This is a genomic window from Rhodococcus koreensis (assembly GCF_900105905.1).
In the GTDB taxonomy this organism is placed as follows: Bacteria; Actinomycetota; Actinomycetes; order Mycobacteriales; family Mycobacteriaceae; genus Rhodococcus_F; species Rhodococcus_F koreensis.
Window position 1 is genome coordinate 4,363,673 of the sequence record NZ_FNSV01000005.1, and the last position, 18,444, is coordinate 4,382,116.

At 69.0% G+C, this 18,444-nt stretch carries 13 protein-coding genes; 9 read left to right on the forward strand and 4 right to left on the reverse strand.

All coding sequences use genetic code 11. The annotated features are described in order from the left end of the window. The first annotated feature begins 3 nt into the window (after positions 1 to 3). A complete protein-coding gene (locus tag BLV94_RS24380) occupies positions 4 to 417 on the forward strand; it encodes a DUF732 domain-containing protein (RefSeq protein WP_072938179.1) in 414 nt (137 codons plus the stop codon). A gap of 152 nt (positions 418 to 569) precedes the next feature. Continuing rightward, entirely contained in the window at positions 570 to 1,535 is a 966-nt protein-coding gene (locus BLV94_RS24385) for a pirin family protein (RefSeq protein WP_072938182.1), read from the forward strand. A gap of 90 nt (positions 1,536 to 1,625) precedes the next feature. Here BLV94_RS24385 and BLV94_RS24390 read toward each other — a convergent pair whose 3' ends face one another. After that, positions 1,626 to 1,976, reverse strand: a complete 351-nt coding sequence (locus tag BLV94_RS24390) for a DUF8021 domain-containing protein (RefSeq protein ID WP_072938185.1) — start codon at positions 1,974 to 1,976, stop codon at positions 1,626 to 1,628. Between the two features lies 1 nt (position 1,977). Further along, positions 1,978 to 2,997 carry a hypothetical protein gene (locus BLV94_RS24395; protein ID WP_072938188.1) on the reverse strand — a complete coding sequence of 340 codons (1,020 nt, stop codon included), beginning with the start codon at positions 2,995 to 2,997 and terminating at the stop codon, positions 1,978 to 1,980. 203 nt (positions 2,998 to 3,200) lie between these two features. Here BLV94_RS24395 and leuA point away from each other — a divergent pair, with 203 nt between their 5' ends. The 4 genes from leuA to BLV94_RS24420 all read left to right on the forward strand — a co-directional run bounded on the left by leuA (position 3,201) and on the right by BLV94_RS24420 (position 13,373). Next, complete coding sequence (leuA, locus tag BLV94_RS24400; protein ID WP_072938191.1) at positions 3,201 to 5,009, forward strand: 2-isopropylmalate synthase; 1,809 nt, start codon at positions 3,201 to 3,203, stop codon at positions 5,007 to 5,009. Positions 5,010 to 5,185: 176 nt separating this feature from the next. After that, on the forward strand, positions 5,186 to 6,925 hold the full coding sequence (gene ctaD, locus BLV94_RS24405; protein WP_072938193.1) for an aa3-type cytochrome oxidase subunit I: 1,740 nt from the start codon (positions 5,186 to 5,188) through the stop codon (positions 6,923 to 6,925). A gap of 416 nt (positions 6,926 to 7,341) precedes the next feature. Then, entirely contained in the window at positions 7,342 to 12,828 is a 5,487-nt protein-coding gene (locus BLV94_RS24415; RefSeq protein WP_072938199.1) for an ATP-binding protein, read from the forward strand. A gap of 164 nt (positions 12,829 to 12,992) precedes the next feature. After that, entirely contained in the window at positions 12,993 to 13,373 is a 381-nt protein-coding gene (locus BLV94_RS24420) for an SHOCT domain-containing protein (RefSeq protein ID WP_072938202.1), read from the forward strand. A gap of 58 nt (positions 13,374 to 13,431) precedes the next feature. Here the strand turns inward: BLV94_RS24420 and BLV94_RS24425 are convergent, their stop codons facing one another. Next, positions 13,432 to 14,325, reverse strand: a complete 894-nt coding sequence (locus tag BLV94_RS24425) for a LysR family transcriptional regulator (protein WP_072938205.1) — start codon at positions 14,323 to 14,325, stop codon at positions 13,432 to 13,434. 72 nt (positions 14,326 to 14,397) lie between these two features. Between BLV94_RS24425 and BLV94_RS24430 the strand changes: the two genes are divergently transcribed. From BLV94_RS24430 to BLV94_RS24440, 3 genes are read left to right on the forward strand one after another with little or no spacing between them, the layout of a single operon-like run. After that, positions 14,398 to 15,315, forward strand: coding sequence for an EamA family transporter (locus BLV94_RS24430; protein ID WP_072938208.1), 918 nt, complete (start codon positions 14,398 to 14,400; stop codon positions 15,313 to 15,315). 25 nt (positions 15,316 to 15,340) lie between these two features. Then, positions 15,341 to 16,594 (forward strand): Mur ligase family protein, encoded by a 1,254-nt coding sequence (locus BLV94_RS24435; protein WP_072938465.1) that lies wholly within the window; start codon positions 15,341 to 15,343, stop codon positions 16,592 to 16,594. Further along, positions 16,587 to 17,297: a type 1 glutamine amidotransferase gene (locus BLV94_RS24440; protein ID WP_072938210.1), complete on the forward strand. Its 711-nt coding sequence runs from the start codon at positions 16,587 to 16,589 to the stop codon at positions 17,295 to 17,297. Before BLV94_RS24435 ends, BLV94_RS24440 begins: the two co-directional genes overlap by 8 nt. Before the next feature lie 80 nt (positions 17,298 to 17,377). On the opposite strand, the gene BLV94_RS24445 is transcribed toward BLV94_RS24440, so the two are convergent. Further along, positions 17,378 to 18,394, reverse strand: a complete 1,017-nt coding sequence (locus tag BLV94_RS24445; RefSeq protein WP_072938468.1) for a type IV toxin-antitoxin system AbiEi family antitoxin domain-containing protein — start codon at positions 18,392 to 18,394, stop codon at positions 17,378 to 17,380. Positions 18,395 to 18,444 lie beyond the last annotated feature (50 nt).

Genomic DNA, 18,444 nt, shown 5'->3' on the forward strand with positions numbered 1-18,444 from the left:
CCCATGCGCCGCACCCTTGCTCTGACCGCCCTCACCGTCTGCTCCGCGGCACTCCTCACCGCCTGCGGTGGTGGCGACACCGACACCGCAGCATCCGAGACCACGTCCGCCTCGGCGTCCGTGGCGGCGCGGACGACCGCCGCCACCGCGCCCGGCAGCCGAGTGTTCGCGGTCGCCGACGACCCGCAGACGGCCGCCGACTACCTGGCCTACCTGCGCGCGAACAACCAGACCGTCACCGACGACGACCTGGCGGTCCATCAGGCCGGCGAGATCTGCACCGCCCTCGACGCGGGCAAACCGCTCGACCAGGTGCGTGAGGAGTGGACGCCGATGCTCACCAACGACGGCGTCTACCCGTACATCATCGGCGCGATCACGCGGTACTGCCCGGACCACGAGAACGTCCTCAACTAGGCGCTCCGCGCCCGTGCGTGGTTAACGAGTCTCTGCGCTCGCCGGCCACGCACGGGCGGCGGAGCCGCCCTGTGGGAATACCTGGACGCAGCGGGTGTTACACACCATGCAGTAGTTGAACAATCAATTACCTGAGTACGAGGAGACACCCCATGCCAGCCGTGACGGTCGACAACATCCTTGCCCTGCCGCGTATCGACGCACCTGCCCCCGGCGCCGTCGACCGCCCGGTCCGTTCGCTCACCACCGCACCCGTCGGGTACGAGGGCGAAGGGTTCCCGGTGCGCCGCGCGTTCGCCGGCATCGACCTGCCGGCCCTCGACCCGTTCATCCACATGGACCAGATGGGCGAGGTCGACTACGCACCCGGTGAACCCAAGGGCACCCCGTGGCATCCGCACCGCGGCTTCGAGACCGTCACCTACATGATCGACGGCATCATGGAGCACCAGGATTCCAACGGCGGCGGCGGAACCATCGGTGGCGGCGACACCCAGTGGATGACCGCGGGTGGCGGCATCCTGCACATCGAGACCCCGCCCGAGCATCTGGTGACGAGCGGTGGCCTGTTCCACGGCGTCCAACTGTGGGTGAACCTGCCGCGCGACAACAAGATGGCCGCACCCCGCTACCAGGACATCACCGGCGCGAAAGTGGCCCTGCTGTCCTCGTCCGACGGCGGCGCTCTCGTTCGCGTGATCGCCGGCGACGTGGACGGTCACCACGGTCCCGGTTCCACCTACACGCCGATCAGCCTCGTCCACGCGACGGTCGCGCCGGGTGCGAGCCTGACGCTGCCGTGGAACCCCGAGTTCAACGCGCTCGCCTACGTCCTCGCGGGCGAGGGGCTCGTCGGGTCGGAGCGCCGTCCGATCCGCATGGGTCAGACGGCCGTCTTCGGACGCGGTGACACCCTGACGATCGCCGCGGCCGACACACAGGACTCGCGGACCAAGTCGTTCGAGGTGTTCCTCCTCGGCGGCAAGCCGATCCGCGAGCCCGTCGCGATGGCCGGACCGTTCGTCATGAACACCAAGGCCGAGGTACTGCAGGCGTTCGAGGACTTCCAGGCCGGTCGCCTGGGTTCCGTTCCCGCAGCGCACGAGACGCTCGCCTGACGGGTACGTGAGCGGCAAAGCGCGCGCGAGCACACTTTGCCACTCACGTACCGGAAGTCCCAGCGCGACAACCGCTCAGGGGGCGACCCGTCAGGGTCGCCGGATCTTCGCGTCGATGCGGTGGATGCGCAGGTCGTGTGGCGGGATCCGGAACGTCTCGACCACCCGGACCGTCGCGAGGGTGCGGCCGAGGAGTCCGGCGTCCAGGAGGTAGTCGACGGTGACGTCGTCGCCGTCGACCGTCCACACGCAGTCGCGGATCGACCGGATCACCCGGTACTGGGGGCCGCCGGACAGGCTTCGGCGCAGGTGATTTCCGGAGAATGCCGTCTTCAGCCCCATCTCGTACCGCACGGCCCGGGGTTCGATGGGCACCGAGTTGCCGTCGTGGCTGAGCAACGCATCCAGATAGGCCCGGGCGACATCGACCTGTGTGTTCATCTCAGTAGTCGAACACTTCGGTCGCGGCGAGCACCAGCGTTTCCGCGTCGTCGCAGCTAGGTGCGGACGCCGCGACGGACGCCGTCAGCCGGTTGCCGATTTTGTCCCGTTCGCTCATCGGGCTCGACGGCACGTTCGTGTCGAACACGGCCCCCGGATAGAAGTAGTAGTGGCATTCGATCGCGTCCCGGAAGTAGGTGAACGGCTTGTCGTCGAGTTCGACCGTTTCGGGTCCGCCGGCGTGCGACGGTTCCGGCGACAGCGCCAGTTGCACGGACGCCTCGGCGCCGCCGCGGAGTGTCAGGAGGCATTCGTAGGGGCGGCTGCCGGGGGTGAACGCCTCGACGCCCCGTCCGGACAGCTTCTCGACCACCCGGCACGGATCCTGTTGCGCGAGAGGAATATCCGACGGCCAAGACACCGGGGACCCCAGCCTGCCCACGACCGATGCGAGTACCGTGCGCGCCTCCGCGCAGTCGTCGCCCGCCGCGGAGTCGCCCGTCCCGCCTGCCCCGTCGAGGTACGACACGTGCCCCCAGCGCCCCGGCGCGTCTGCCGCGCCCGGGACCGGCGGCAGCGAGAAGTAGAGGGTGCACGTGCCCGGGAGTGCGCCGGCCGCGGGACGCACCTCGATTCCCGACGTCGCCTCCCCCGCACCGGTGCGCTCCGTGGGTTCGCGTTCACCCACCGTCACCTCGACCCAGACGGGGTTGGCGGGTGTGCCGCGGGCAGGCACCAGTTCGGCGTGGCAGGTCGACAGGTCGCCGACGGGCCCGTACGCGGTGACCTGCCCGAACGAGGCGATCAGATCTCGGTCGAGCAGACCGCACGGGGCGAGGTCGCGGGCCGCGGCGGCGACGGCCAACTCCGCGCGGGTGTGCTCGCTGACCGGCAGGCCGTAGATCGGCTCGCCTGTCCGGGTGACGCTCGGCGCCCCCGCGACGACGCCGGAACACGACACCAGCAGCATCGCAAAAGTGGCGGCCACCAGCGGTGATACCACCGTCGCGCTGCGGCCCACCGCTCTCTCCTCACTCGGACTTCGAACCCCGGCACGCGAACGATGGTGCCCGGAGTACAGTGCTGAGTATGCAGCGCGCACTCCTCCTTGGTTGCCGCGACGGGGTCTGATCCAGACTGGCTTCCCGTCGCGGGGTTTCGCGTGCGCCGGTCGACACAGCCGTTGGACTCAGAAAGTCCACATCGAACCTGGAGATCAATCCCATGTCCCCCGCTGACGCCTTTACCTCCGGAACGCGCACCATCACGCCGCCTTCCAAGCCTGCTCCCTCCGATCAGCCGGAATGGAACACGCAGAAGAATTCGTCGATGCCGACGTTCCGCTACCGCTCCTTCTCCGAGGAAGTGGAGCCGGTGTCGCTGCCGGATCGCACGTGGCCCGACAAGATCATCGACCGCGCCCCGCAGTGGTGCGCCGTCGATCTCCGTGACGGCAACCAGGCACTGATCGACCCGATGAGCCCCGCCCGCAAGCGCCGCATGTTCGAACTGCTGGTGCGGATGGGGTACAAGGAGATCGAGGTCGGCTTCCCGTCGGCGAGCCAGACGGATTTCGACTTCGTCCGCGAGATCATCGAAGACGGCGCGATTCCGGACGACGTCACCATTCAGGTGCTCACGCAGTCCCGGCCGGAGCTGATCAAGCGCACGTTCGAGGCCTGTGAGGGCGCGAACAAGGTGATCGTCCACTTCTACAATTCGACGTCCGTCCTGCAGCGCCGGGTGGTGTTCAAGGCCGACCGCGAGGTGATCAAGAAGATCGCGACGGACGCGGCGACCCTGGCCCTCGAAGAGGCGAAGAACTACCCGGACACGCAGTGGCGCTGGGAGTACTCCCCCGAGTCGTACACCGGCACGGAACTCGAGTACGCCAAGGAGGTGTGCGACGCCGTCACCGAGGTGCTGCAGCCGACGCCGCAGAACCCGGTGATCCTGAACCTGCCCGCCACCGTCGAGATGGCGACGCCGAACGTGTACGCCGACTCCATCGAGTGGATGCACCGCAACCTCGCCCGCCGCGACTCGGTCATCCTGTCGCTGCATCCCCACAACGACCGCGGCACCGGTGTGGCCGCCGCCGAGCTGGGCTACCAGGCCGGCGCCGACCGCATCGAGGGCTGCCTGTTCGGTAACGGCGAGCGCACCGGCAACGTCTGCCTGGTCACGCTCGGACTCAACATGTTCACCCGCGGCGTCGACCCGCAGATCGACTTCTCGAACATCGACGAGATCCGCCGCACCGTCGAGTACTGCAACCAGCTGCCCGTCCACGAGCGCCACCCGTACGGCGGCGACCTCGTGTACACCGCGTTCTCCGGCAGCCACCAGGACGCGATCAACAAGGGTCTCGACGCGATGAAGTTCGACGCCGACTCGCAGGACGCGGACGTCGACGACATCCTGTGGGCGGTCCCCTACCTGCCGATCGACCCGAAGGACGTGGGCCGCACGTACGAGGCCGTGATCCGCGTGAACTCGCAGTCCGGCAAGGGCGGCGTCGCGTACATCATGAAGGCCGATCACGGGCTGGTGCTGCCGCGTCGCCTGCAGATCGAGTTCTCGCAGGCCGTCCAGCGGATCACCGACGGCGAGGGCGGGGAGGTGTCGCCCAAGGAGATGTGGGACGTTTTCCACGAGGAGTACCTGGCTCCGATCACGCCGCTCGAGCGGATGAAGCAGAAGGTCACCGCGGCCGAGGAGGACGGCGGCACCGACTCCATCACCGCGACGGTGAAGGTCGACGGCAAGGAGCACGAGATCTCGGGTTCGGGCAACGGCCCGCTCGCCGCGTTCGTCGACGCGCTCGCCACGATCGACTTCGACGTGCGCGTCCTCGACTACTCGGAGCACGCCATGTCGGCGGGCGACGACGCCCAGGCGGCCGCGTACGTCGAGTGCGCGGTGACCGCTCCCGACGGGCGGAACACCGTGGTCTGGGGTGTCGGCATCGCGACGTCGATCACCACCGCGTCGCTGCGCGCCGTCGTCTCGGCGGTCAACCGGGCGCACTGACCGCTGCCGCACCACCGCTGCCGCAGGCGCGCATCACGTGCACCTGCGGCAGCGTCGTTTCCGGGGCCGCTCATTTTCAGGCCCTCGGAAAATGGCGCTCTCCGGGCACCGGGTGACTACCCTGGTAACGGAGTCCACACCGGACCCGAACCGCCTCGGACCCCTCGGGGGGCGTCGTGAATCTGGCATTTCAACAGCATCGTCCGGTCCGTCCGTATCCGGCCCGGCGCCGCGCCAAGGGCAGCTTCTTCTACAAGATGATCACGACGACGGATCCCAAGGACCTGGGGATTCTGTACCTGATCACGTCGTTCGCCTTCTTCATGGCCGGCGGTCTGATGGCGCTGCTGATCCGCGGCGAACTGGCCGTCCCGGGTCTGCAGTTCCTGTCGAACGAGCAGTACAACCAGCTGTTCACGATGCACGGCACGATCATGCTGCTGCTGTATGCGACGCCGATCGTGTTCGGGTTCGCCAACTACATCCTGCCGCTGCAGATCGGTGCCCCCGACGTCGCGTTTCCCCGCCTCAACGCATTCAGTTACTGGGCGTTCCTGTTCGGCGGGACCATCGCGATCGCGGGCTTCGTCACCCCGGGCGGTGCCGCGGACTTCGGCTGGACGGCGTACTCGCCGCTGACGAGCGCGCTGCACTCGCCGGGCGTCGGCGCCGACCTGTGGATCATGGGGCTGGCGCTGTCCGGCCTCGGCACCATCCTCGGCGGGGTCAACATGATCACCACCGTCATCTGCCTGCGGGCGCCGGGCATGACGATGTTCCGGATGCCGATCTTCACGTGGAACATCTTCGTCACCAGCATCCTGATCCTGGTCGCGTTCCCGATCCTCACGGCCGCGCTGATGGGTCTGTTCGTCGACCGGCACCTGGGCGGGAACCTGTACGACCCGGCGACCGGCGGCGTGCTGTTGTGGCAGCACCTGTTCTGGTTCTTCGGCCACCCGGAGGTGTACATCGTGGCGCTGCCGTTCTTCGGCATCGTCACTGAGGTCTTCCCGGTGTTCAGCCGCAAGCCGGTGTTCGGGTACAACGGGCTCGTCTACGCGACGATCGCCATCGCGGCCCTGTCGATCGCCGTGTGGGCGCACCACATGTACGCGACCGGCGCGGTACTGCTGCCGTTCTTCTCGTTCATGACGTTCCTGATCGCGGTGCCCACCGGGGTGAAGATCTTCAACTGGGTCGGCACCATGTGGAAGGGTCAGCTGACGTTTGAGACCCCCATGCTGTTCTCGCTCGGCTTCCTCATCACGTTCATCTTCGGCGGCCTCACCGGCGTCATCCTCGCGAGCCCGCCGCTGGACTTCCACGTCACGGACAGCTACTTCGTCATCGCCCACTTCCACTACGTGCTGTTCGGGACGATCGTCTTCGCCACCTACGCCGGCATCTACTTCTGGTTCCCGAAGATGACCGGACGCATGCTCGACGAACGCCTCGGCAAGTGGCACTTCTGGACGACGTTCACGGGGTTCCACGGCACGTTCCTCGTCCAGCACTGGCTCGGTGCGGAGGGGATGCCGCGCCGCTACGCCGACTACCTGCCCTCGGACGGCTTCACCGTCCTCAACTCGGTGTCGACGGTGTTCGCGTTCGTCCTCGGGGCATCGACGGTGCCGTTCGTCTGGAACGTCTTCAAGAGCTACCGGTACGGCGAGGTGGTGACGGTGGACGACCCGTGGGGTTTCGGCAACTCCCTCGAGTGGGCGACCAGCTGCCCGCCGCCGCGGCACAACTTCACGGAGTTGCCGCGCATCCGCTCCGAGCGGCCGGCGTTCGAACTGCACTATCCGCACATGGTCGACCGGATGCACCGCGAGGCGCACGTGGGCCTGCGGGGCGCGGTGGCGCACGCGACCGAACCCGCCGCCGCCGAACCGAAGGTGAACCCTCAGTAACTTCCGTGTGAAAGTTCCCGTCTGCGAGAACATCTCGAAAAACCGGACGAAACCGACTCCGTGACAACGGGTTGCAGACAACTCGCCGAAGGACGCCCAGTTCGACGGAATTCCGGCCTTCTTACTCTCTCGTAGGGTCGACACGCAATTCCTTGAAGACTTGACAAGCCGATCGGGGCCCCGCAGAAGTTACGCGCGGGTACATATTTTCGACGTTATGCTCGCATTCCCCGAGCATCGGCCCTGCAACGACGCAGGTCCGACGATCGCGTTCGGGGCGCCCCTGGAGGTAGTCAAGCGGGTTGTGCAGGGGTGCACGTGTCCGCGAAGGCGGCACCCAGTCCTCGGCGGACATGGCCTTGGCCATCGAAACACTCTGCGGATCAATGAGTTTTACGGAAACGGAGCGATAACAGATGTTCAAGCGAATAGCGATAGTGAACCGCGGCGAGGCGGCCGTCCGCCTGATTCGCGCGGTGCGCGAACTGAACGCCGAGCACAACTACGGCATCCGCACGATCGCCCTGCACACCGAGGCGGAACGTCGCGCGATGTTCGTCCGGCAGGCCGACGAAGGTGTGTGCTTGCGCACAGTCAAGACCGGCACCGCCTACCTCGACCACGCCGAGCTGGCCCGCGCGCTGCGCGAGAGCAAGGCCGACGCCGTGTGGGTCGGCTGGGGCTTCGTCGCCGAGGATCCCGCGTTCGTCGAGGTCTGCGAGCAGCTCGGCATCACGTTCATCGGCCCGCCCGCCGAATCGATGCGCCTGCTGGGCGACAAGGTCGAGGCCAAGCTCCTCGCCGAGAAGGTGGAGGTCCCGGTCGCACCGTGGAGCGGTGGCCCCGTCGCCACCCGCGCCGACGCCCGCCGTCACGCCCAGGCCATCGGCTACCCGCTCATCATCAAGGCCCGCTCCGGCGGCGGTGGCCGCGGTATCCGCAAGGTGTGGTCGGAAGACGAACTCGAACTCGCGCTCGAACGCACCCAGGGTGAGGCCCAGCGGTCCTTCGGCGACCCCGTCGTGTTCATCGAGCGGCTGGTCACCGACGCACGCCACGTCGAGGTACAGGTCATTGCCGACAACTTCGGCAACGTCTGGGCTCCCGGTGTGCGCGACTGCTCCATCCAGCGCAAGAACCAGAAGGTCATCGAGGAGTCCAGCTCCCCGCTCCTCACCACCGAGCAGTCGAACCACTTGCGCACCGTCTCCGCCGAGCTCGTGCGCGCCGCCGGCTACCGCGGCGCCGGCACGGTCGAGTACCTGTACCAGCCCGAGCAGAAGACGTTCACGTTCCTCGAGGTCAACACCCGCCTGCAGGTGGAGCACCCCATCACCGAGGCCACCACGGGCATCGACCTGGTGAAGCTGCAGATCCTCGTCGCCAGCGGTGAGCCGCTCGTCGGCGACTGCCCACCCGAGTTCGGTCACGCCGTCGAGGCCCGCCTCAACGCGGAGGACGCCGCCAACGGCTTCGCTCCCGCACCCGGCGCCGTGCAGCTGCTCAAGTTCCCGCTCGGCAGCGGTCTCCGCGTCGACACCGGCATCGCCCAGGGCGACGTCATCCCGCCCGACTACGACTCGATGGTCGCCAAGGTCATCGCCTGGGGTCGCGACCGCTCCGAGGCCCTCGCGCGTCTGCGCACCGCACTGCGCGAGACCACCGTCGTCCTGCAGGGCGGCACCACCACGAAGTCGTTCCTCCTCGAACTGCTCGACCGCGACGAGGTCATCTCCGCGTCCGCGGACACCGGCTGGCTCGACCGCACCGGCGTCGGTAGCGTCACGACGCCCACCAAGGTGGCCGATGTCGCACTGATCGCCGCCGCCATCGACGTCTACGACGCCGAGGAGAAGCTCGAGCGGGAGGCGTTCCTGTCGTCCGCTCGCGGTGGCCGCCCCCGCGCCGGTCACGCCATCGGCCGCAAGGTGGAGCTCAGCTACCAGGGTCAGGCCTACGGCCTCACCGTCACGCAGGTCGGCGCCCACACCTACCGTGTCGACGGCGACAGCCCCGACGTCGAGGTCGAGGTCGATCGGCTCAGCGAATTCGAGAGCCGCCTCGTCGTCGGCACCCGCCGCCACCACGTGGTGTCGGTCGCCGGCCGCGCCCAGTACCTCGTCGAGGTCGACGGCATCAGCCACCAGATCAGCCAGGACGAGGCCGGTGTCGTCCGCGCACCCGCTCCCGCAGTCGTGGTCGCGGTGCCCGTGTCCGTCGGCGACGAGGTCGAGGTAGGCGACACGCTGGTCGTCCTCGAGAGCATGAAGATGGAGACCGCCGTCCGTGCGCCCGTCGCAGGCCGGGTCCGCGAAGTTCTCGCGATGGTCAACTCCCAGGTCGACGCCGGCACCGCACTGCTGCGCGTCGAGGAGACCGCGGAGGAGTCCACCGCTCCGAAGTCGCCGCGCGTCGAATTCGCGGTCGCCGTCCCCGCCTCGAAGGGCGACGTCCGCACCGACGCCCTCGAGCAGATCGACGCGCTCGCCGCGCTGCTCACCGGGTACGACGTCAGCGCGAAGCGGGCAGGCGTGCTCCTCGCCGACTACGAGAAGCTTCGCGCCGACATCGCGGGCGACGCGGATCTGGTGCAGGCGGAACTCGCCCTGCTGAACACGTTCGCCGACATCTGCGAGATCGGACGTAACCGTCCCACCGCAGCCGAGGAGGACGCTGACGAGCGCGTCCACAGCCCGCGCGAGCACTTCCACACCTACCTGCACACCCTCGACGTCGAACTCGAAGGCCTGCCGGAGTCGTTCACGACCCGTCTGTCGCGGGCGCTGCGTCACTACGACGTCACCGACCTCGAGCGCAACGGCGAGCTGGAGGAGGCGGTCTACCGCCTGTTCCTCGCGCAGCAGCGCATGGACAACCAGGTTCCCGTCATCGCCGCCCTGCTCGACCGGTGGCTGAACGAGGGCAACGCTCCCGGCCGCGCACCCAGCGGACTCGGCGAGGTCCTGGACCGGCTCATCACCGCCACCCAGGTCCGTTACCCGGTGATCGGCAACGTCGCCCGCAACGTGCGGTTCCGGTTCTTCGACGAGCCGCAGATCCGCAAGGCCCGCGAGCAGGTGTACGACGGTGTCCGCGGCAGCCTCGAGTACCTCGCCGAGAACCCCGGCGCCGGCGACTACCAGGAACGCCTCGAGGCCCTGGTCGCCACCCCGCAGTCGCTGACCGAGCTCCTCGGACAGCGGATCGCACGCAAGAGCACGACCGTGGGCCCGCTGCTCGAGGTCGTCACCCGGCGCTACTACGACATCCGCACGCTCGAGGACGTCACCGCCTTCGAACGCAACGGACGCCGTTTCGTCACCGGCAACTTCGACCTGCTCGGCGAGCGCCTGAACCTGGTCTCCGCCGTCGGCGAGTACGCCGAACTGCCCGGCGCGCTCGACGAGATCGGTGCCGTCGCCTCGGAGAACCCCGAGAACCTCGTCCTCGACCTCTACCTGTCGTGGACCGCGCCGCCCGCCGACCCGGACACCATGTCCGAGGACCTGCGGAAGGCACTGACGGCGCTGCCGCTGGCCGCGACCTGCCGCCGCGTCACGGTGTCCGTCTTCGGCGGAACCGACGTTGACGTCCGCAAGTTCACCTACCGCCCGGACGCTGGTGTCCTCGCGGAGGAGAAGCTGATCCGGGACATGCACCCGCTCACCGGCCAGCGACTCGACCTGTGGCGTCTGAAGAACTTCGACGGCACCCGCCTCCCCGCGGCCGCCGAGACGTTCCTGTTCAACCTGGTCTCGCGCGACAACCCCACCGACGAACGCCTCATCGCGCTCGCCGAGGTCCGCGACATCACGCCGGTCCGCAACGAGGACGGCCAGGTCATCGGTGTTCCCGCCGCGGAACGCGTGCTGCAGTCGTGCCTCGACGGCATCCGCCGGGCGCAGGCCACGCGCGGCAGCAAGCGCAAGCTCGACGCCAACCGCGTCGTGCTGTACGTGTGGCCGAAGATCGACGTTCCCGTCGAGGATCTCGAGGCGTTCGCCCGGGTCGCGGCACCGCTCACCGCGGGTGCCGGACTCGAGGAGATCACCGTGATCGCCCGCCTCCAGGGCGAGCCCGGCACGGAGTCGCGGGAGAAGGCTCTGCGCTTCTCCTACCGCACCGGCGCCGGTGTGGTCGTCAAGGTCACCGAACCGCCGACCGAGCCGCTGCAGCCGCTCGACGCGTACACGCAGAAGGTCCGCAGCTCCCGTGCCCGCGGCACCGTCTACCCGTACGAGCTGATCCCGCTGCTCACCGGTCGCGACGGCAGCTTCGTCGAGCACGACCTGGACGAGTCGGGCCAGTTGGTGCCCGTGGAGCGTCCGTACGGCCAGAACAAGGCCGGCCTCGTCGTCGGTCTGGTCACGGCCCGCACCGACCGGCACCCCGAGGGCATGACCCGCGTCGCGCTGTTCGGTGACCCGACGAAGGCACTGGGCACCGTCGCGGAGGCCGAGTGCGCCCGCCTCGTCGCCGGTGTCGACCTGGCCGAGAAGCTGGGTGTTCCCGTCGAGTGGTTCGCGCTGTCGTCCGGCGCGACGATCTCCATGGACAGCGGCACCGAGAACATGGACTGGGTGTCCCGCGGCCTGCGTCGCCTCATCACGTTCACGCAGGACGGTGGCGAGGTCAACGTGATCGTGGCCGGCATCAACGTCGGTGCGCAGCCGTACTGGAACGCCGAAGCCACGATGCTGATGCACACCAAGGGCATCCTCGTCATGACGCCCGACAGCGCCATGGTGCTCACCGGCAAGAACTCGCTCGACTACTCGGGTGGCGTCTCGGCCGAGGACAACTTCGGCATCGGTGGTTACGACCGCGTGATGGGCCCCAACGGTGAGGCGCAGTACTGGGCGCCGAACCTGCCCGCCGCGTGCGAGATCCTGTTCGCGCACTACGACCACGCGTACGTCGTTGCCGGAGAACGCTTCCCGCGTCGGGCGCAGACCAGCGACCCGATCGGGCGCGACGTGCGGTCCTTCCCGCACATCCACCCGTCCAGCGACTTCACCACGGTCGGCGACATCTTCTCCGCGGAGACGAACCCGGAACGCAAGAAGCCGTTCGACATTCGCACGGTGATGCGTTCACTCGTCGACCAGGACCACACGGTGCTGGAGCGGTGGGCCGACATGGCGGACGCCGACACGTCCGTCGTGTTCGACGCACACCTCGGCGGATACCCGGTGAGCGTCATCGGCATCGAGTCGCGGGCCATCGCCCGTAAGGGATGGTCGCCGGCCAACGGTCCCGACCAGTGGACCGCGGGCACGCTGTTCCCGCAGTCGTCGAAGAAGACGGCCCGCGCGATCAACGCCGCCAGCGGCAGCCGGCCGCTCGTGGTGCTGGCCAACCTGTCCGGATTCGACGGTTCCCCGGACTCGCTGCGGCACATCCAGCTCGAGTACGGCGCCGAGATCGGCCGCGCCATCGTCAATTTCGACGGCCCGATCGTGTTCTGCGTCGTCTCCCGCTACCACGGTGGCGCGTTCGTGGTGTTCTCCGGAGCACTGAACGACAACATGGAGGTGCTGGCGGTCGAGGGCTCGTTCGCCTCGGTCCTCGGTGGCGCCCCCGCCGCGGCCGTCGTCTTCACCCGTGAGGTCAACTCGCGGGTGGCGGCGGACCCGTCGATCCGGGAGCTCGAGGCCAACCTGGCGGGCGCCCAGAACGACGCCCAGCAGGCTCACCTGCGGGTGGAGCTGGCGGCCCAGCAGGCTGCGGTGCGGAACGAGAAGCTCGGTGAGGTCGCGGCCGAGTTCGAGGCCGTGCACAACATCCAGCGGGCACAGCGGGTCGGCTCCGTCGACGCCGTCATCCCCGCCGTGGAGCTGCGTCCGTACATCATCGGTGCGGTCGAGCGCGGCATGCGCCGGGCGGTCGAAGCCGGCAAGTAGTCCCCACCCGAACGGCCGCGGCACCTACCGGTGTCGCGGCCGTTCGGCGTTCGCGGGCGTGGCGTCAGGTCGGCCCGCATTTCACCTGTTTCGGATGACGCGGGCGCCCCGACCCGGTGCGATAGTCAGCGCAGAGTGAATTCGACTGTGAATGGAGCGCTGCTATGGACTCTTTCTGGGACTTTCTCTGGGTGATCATCGTCACCTTCGGCTTCGTGGCCTACCTGATCCTGTTGTTCTCCATCATCACCGACCTGTTCCGCGACCATAAGACGTCGGGCTGGGTGAAGGCGATCTGGATCGTCTTCCTGTTCTTCGTCCCGCTGCTGACCGCGCTCGTGTACCTCATCACCCGGAGCAAGAGCATGGCCGAGCGGTCGATGGCGGCCGCGCAGGAGGCGAAGCAGGCGCAGGACAGCTACATCCGTTCCGTCGCGGGCAAGTCCTCGGCCGAGCAGATCGCTGACGCGAAGGCCCTCCTCGACGCGGGCACGATCACGCAGGCGGAATACGACACGCTGAAGGCGAAGGCGCTGAGCAGCTGAGCGCCCGCCCCGACGAAGGCCCGCCTGCCCGGCGGGCCTTCTTCCGTTTCCGGTCCCTTCACTCCGCGATCCGGGCCGCGACGTCCCGGAACGCCTGCAGCACGGTGGCGACGGCGGGAACGTCGTCGGCTGCGGGTCTGCGCGCCAGTTCGTAGATGCGGGCGGCGCGCACCCCGGCCAGGGGAAGCTGGACCACCGCGCGGCTGGTCACCGCGTGCCGGGCCAGCAGGGCCACGCCGTGACCGCCGGCGACGAGTTCCTCGATGACCCGGAAGTCGTTGATGCGCATCGCCACGTGCGGCTGCACACCGGTCGCGGCGGCCACCGACATCAGCACGTCGTCGACGGGAAATCCGCCGCGCACACTGATCCACCGCTCGTCCGCCAGCTGGTCCGGCCGGACCGCGTCCTGTCCGGCGAGCAGATGGCCGGGCGGCAGGATGAGGTCGATGGGCTCGCGCATCAGCGGCTCGGCCGTCACCCGCGGCGACGACGTGTCCGGGGCCCGCTCGTCGCGGTGGGTCAGCACCACGTCGTAATCGGCGAGCAGTGCGGGCACCGCGGCCGCGGGCAGGTCCTCGTCCCGCGCCTGCACATCCACCCAGCTTCCCGCGAGCGCGTCCAACAATCCGGGCAGCAGCAGCGCGGCCCCGGACGGGAACAGCGCCACCCGCACCCGGCCGCGCGGCGAACCGCGGTAGGCGCTCATCTCCGCCGCCGCGCGGTCCAGGGCGGCCACGACGTCATCGGCGCGGACGACGAGGGCCTGACCGGCATCGGTGAGCCGCAGCCGGCGGCCTGCCGGTTCGAGCAGCGTCACCCCGGCCTCCCGCGAGAGGATCTTGAGCTGCTGCGACACCGCCGACGGCGTCATCGACAACGCCTGCGCGGTCGCCGCCACCGTCCCGCGGTCCGCGAGCTCGCGGAGCACGCGCAACCGGGTCGCATCCATGTAGCAAAACTACATCGATGGTGCACATTTATGCGCTTGTCCTGATTGTTTCCGGCCCTCACGATGGAATGCATGACCTCCCGCGACCGGCTGCTCGGACTCACCGTCGTCGTCCTGTGGGGGCTCAACTTCCTCGCCATCCGCGCAGGCCTCGACCACTTCCCGCCGTTCTTCTTCGCGGCCCTGCGATTCTTCGTCATCGCGATCCCGGTGATCCTGTTCGTTCCCCGTCCGCAGGTCCCGCTGAAATGGCTGCTCGTGTACGGCCTCGGATTCGGTGTCGGCCAGTTCGCCTTCCTGTTCTGGGCCATGCACGTCGGGATGCCGACCGGGCTGGCGTCGCTGGTGCTGCAGTCCTCGGCGCCGTTCACGGTGGTCCTCGGCGCGGCCGCGCTGCGGGAGCGGCTGCGGCCGACGCAGGTGGGCGGGCTGCTCGTGGCGATGGCCGGGATGACCCTCATCGGCTGGGACCGCGCCCAGCACGCCGCGCTGCTGCCGGTGGCCCTGACCCTGTTCGCGGGACTGTCGTGGGCGCTGGGCAACATCGGCAATCGCAAGGCCGCGTCGGATCAGCCGATGCGTCTGATGCTGTGGATGTGCGTCATCCCACCGCTGCCGATGCTGGCGCTGTCGCTCGGTGTGGAGGGCCCGTCGGCCGGCTGGGACTCCCTGACGTCCTCGCTGCACGGCGCCGGCCCGCTGGCGCTCGCGGGCCTCGCCTACATCGTGATCCTCGGCACGGTCGCGGGCTCGGGTCTGTGGACGGCGCTGCTCAGCCGCTACCCCGCCGGGATGGTCGCGCCGTTCTCCCTGCTGGTCCCGATCGTCGGGATCGGGGCGTCCTGGCTGGTGCTGCACGAGGAGCCGAGCGTCCTGTCGCTGATCGGCGGGGCCGTCGTCATCGCCGGTGCCACCGCCACCCAGGTGAGTGGCAAAGTGCGTCCGAGCACACTTTCGCACTCACGTGCCCCCGCGCGAGTCGGCGTCTGACCGGACCCTGTGCAAAACTCGCGGAGTGAGTACTGGAACTGGGATCACGACGCGCGGCAAGGTCGCCCTGCGCGCAGCGGCCGCGGCCTCGTGGGCGTCGCAGAAGGCCGGGCGCGGCAAGGGCTCGATGATCGGCGGACTGATCGCCCTCAAGATCGACCCGACCCTGATGGAACAGCTCGGCGCCCACCGGCGCACCGCGGTGATCACCGGCACCAACGGCAAGTCCACCACCACCCGGATGACAGCGGCGGCGCTCTCCACGCTCGGTGAGGTCGCGACGCAGGCGGACGGCGCCAACATGGACGCCGGCATCGTCGCCGCGCTCAGCACCCGCGTCCACGCGCCCCTCGCCGCCCTCGAGGTCGACGAACTGCACGTCCCGCACGTCAGCGACGCCGTCAACCCCGAAGCCCTCGTTCTGCTCAATCTCAGCCGCGATCAGCTCGACCGCGTCGGCGAGATCAACATGATCGAACGCAAACTCCGCGCCTGCGTCGCCGCGCACCCGGAGTCCGTCGTGATCGCCAATTGCGACGACGTCCTCGTCACCTCGGTCGCCTACGACGCGAAGAACGTCGTCTGGGTCGCCGCGGGCGGCGGCTGGGCCAGCGACGCCGCCAGCTGTCCGCGCACCGGCGAACCCATCGTCTGGGAGGGCTCCCACTGGCGCAGCACCGGCTCCGACTTCGCGCGCCCCACCCCCGACTGGTGGCTGGACGACGAAAACCTGTACGGGCCCGACGGTCTGAAGATCCCGATGACGCTCGCCCTACCCGGGCGCGCCAACCGCGGCAACGCCGCGCAGGCCGTCGCGGCGGCCGTCGCGATGGGCGCCAAGGCGGAGGACGCGGTCGCCGCCGCGGCCACCGTGCAGGAGGTCGCGGGCCGCTACAGCACCGTCGAGGTCGGTTCGCACTCCGTGCACATGCTGCTCGCCAAGAACCCCGCCGGCTGGCAGGAAGCGCTGTCGATGATCGACCCCACCGTCGACGGCCTCGTGATCGCCGTGAACGGGCAGGTCCCCGACGGCGAGGACCTGTCCTGGCTGTGGGACGTGCGGTTCGAGCACTTCGAGGGCGTCAAGGTGGTGGCGGCCGGCGAACGCGGCACCGACCTGGCCGTCCGCCTCACGTACGCCGGAGTCGAGCACACCCTCGACCCGAACCCGTTGCGGGCCATCGCGTCCTGCCCGCCCGGACGCGTCGAGGTGCTCGCCAACTACACCGCGTTCCGCGACCTCAACACCGCCATCGCGAAGGAGGCGCGCAATGCCTGACTCGACCGTCCGCATCGGCCTGGTGCTGCCCGACGTGATGGGCACCTACGGCGACGGCGGCAACGCCCTGATCCTCCGGCAGCGGCTGCGGATGCGCGGCTACGACGCGGAGATCGTCGAGATCACGCTGAACGACCCGGTCCCGGAGTCCCTCGACGTGTACACGCTCGGCGGCGCCGAGGACTCGGCGCAGCGCCTCGCCACCCGGCACCTCGCCAAGTACCCCGGACTGCAGAAGGCCGCCGAACGCGGCGCCCCCGTCCTGGCGATCTGTGCCGCCATCCAGGTGCTCGGCAACTGGTACGAGACGTCGAGCGGCGAACGCGTCGACGGTGTGTCGATGCTCGACGTCACCACGTCCCCGCAGGCGACGCGGTCCATCGGCGAGGTGATCACGGCCCCGCAGATCGACGGGTTGACGCAGCCGCTGACGGGGTTCGAAAACCACCGCGGCGGAACCACACTCGGCGCCGGAGCCCGCGGCCTCGCCCGGGTCACGCACGGCGTCGGCAACGGTGTCGGGGACGGGCTCGAGGGCGTCGTCCAGGGTTCCGTGATCGGCACGTACATGCACGGACCCGCGCTCGCCCGCAACCCCGAACTCGCCGACCTGCTACTGAAGCGGGCACTGGGCGTCGACGAACTCGCGCCCCTCGACCTGCCCGAGGTCGAGCAGCTGCGCCGGGAGCGCCTGCGCGTCTAGGTGAGCGCCAAAGCGTGGTCCCGCACGCTTTTCCACTCACCTGCGCAGGTGAGTGGGAAAGCGTCCCCGGACACTCTTTTTCACTCACGTGGGCAGGCGGGACAGCGGTGCGTCGTGTCGGCCCAGCCCTCACGGACCAGCACCCGGCGCACCTCCTCGAACACCCCGCACGGGTCGCGGGTGGTCTCGTCCCACCCGTAGACCAACCGCGGACGATCGGCGAGTTCCGCGGCATTGTCACGTCGACGGTCACGGAAGCGGGACTGCCGGCCGCTGTGGTACTGCTGCCCGTCGAGCCGGACGATCAGCGGGACTCCCGTCGGGCTGTAGTCGACGTCCTCGTACAGAATCCGGCCGTCCACGACGTGCGGCATCTGGCGTTTCCCCGTCGGCAGTCCGTGCGACCTCTCGACGTCGAGCGCATATCGGTGTTCGAGGACGGATTGGACGCCGTCGCCGAGCAGCGTCACGGCGTCGGCGATGTCCGTCGCGTGCCGGTACGGGCGCCGCAGCTCGAGTTTCCGACGGAGGGCGTCGACGTGGACCTTGCCGTTCGTGGCCGCTTCGATCAATCGCGCAGCCGCTTCCTTCGGGGTTGCCTCGGACACAGCGAGGTCGAACACCGTGTCGGCCCTCGATGTTCGGGGTTGGCGGAACGGGACGGCGATGTGCCCGAACGCCCGGGACCGATGGACCACGACGCCACCGTGCACGACGGCGTTGCCGGCGGAGGTCGGGCGTGGACCGCCCGGTGCACGTACCGTCGGCCCCTGGTTCACCGCCGAGCACTTGTAGGGCACGGTGATGTGGACGGGAGCGGACGGGTCGTCGATGCGGAGCATCCCCCACTCCTCGGCCGCGGTCCGGTGACTGAGGATCGCGCGCCCGCCACCGTAGAGAAGCGCGGCGGAGAGGGCCATCGGGCGCGTGAGCGGGCCGTTGGTCACCGCGATTACCCGGGGAAACACCCTCAACCATTGCCCGGTGACCACCCGGTGCCGGAGCGCGGTGGCACTGACGCCGTGCGCCCGTAGCTGTGCCGTGGTGACGACGCCGTCCTGGGCGTCGAGAAGTGCTTGCCAAGAGTCGTGTTCCATGCCGGAAACGGTGTCGGCCCGCTCCGACACGGATCGGTCCCGCAGACCCA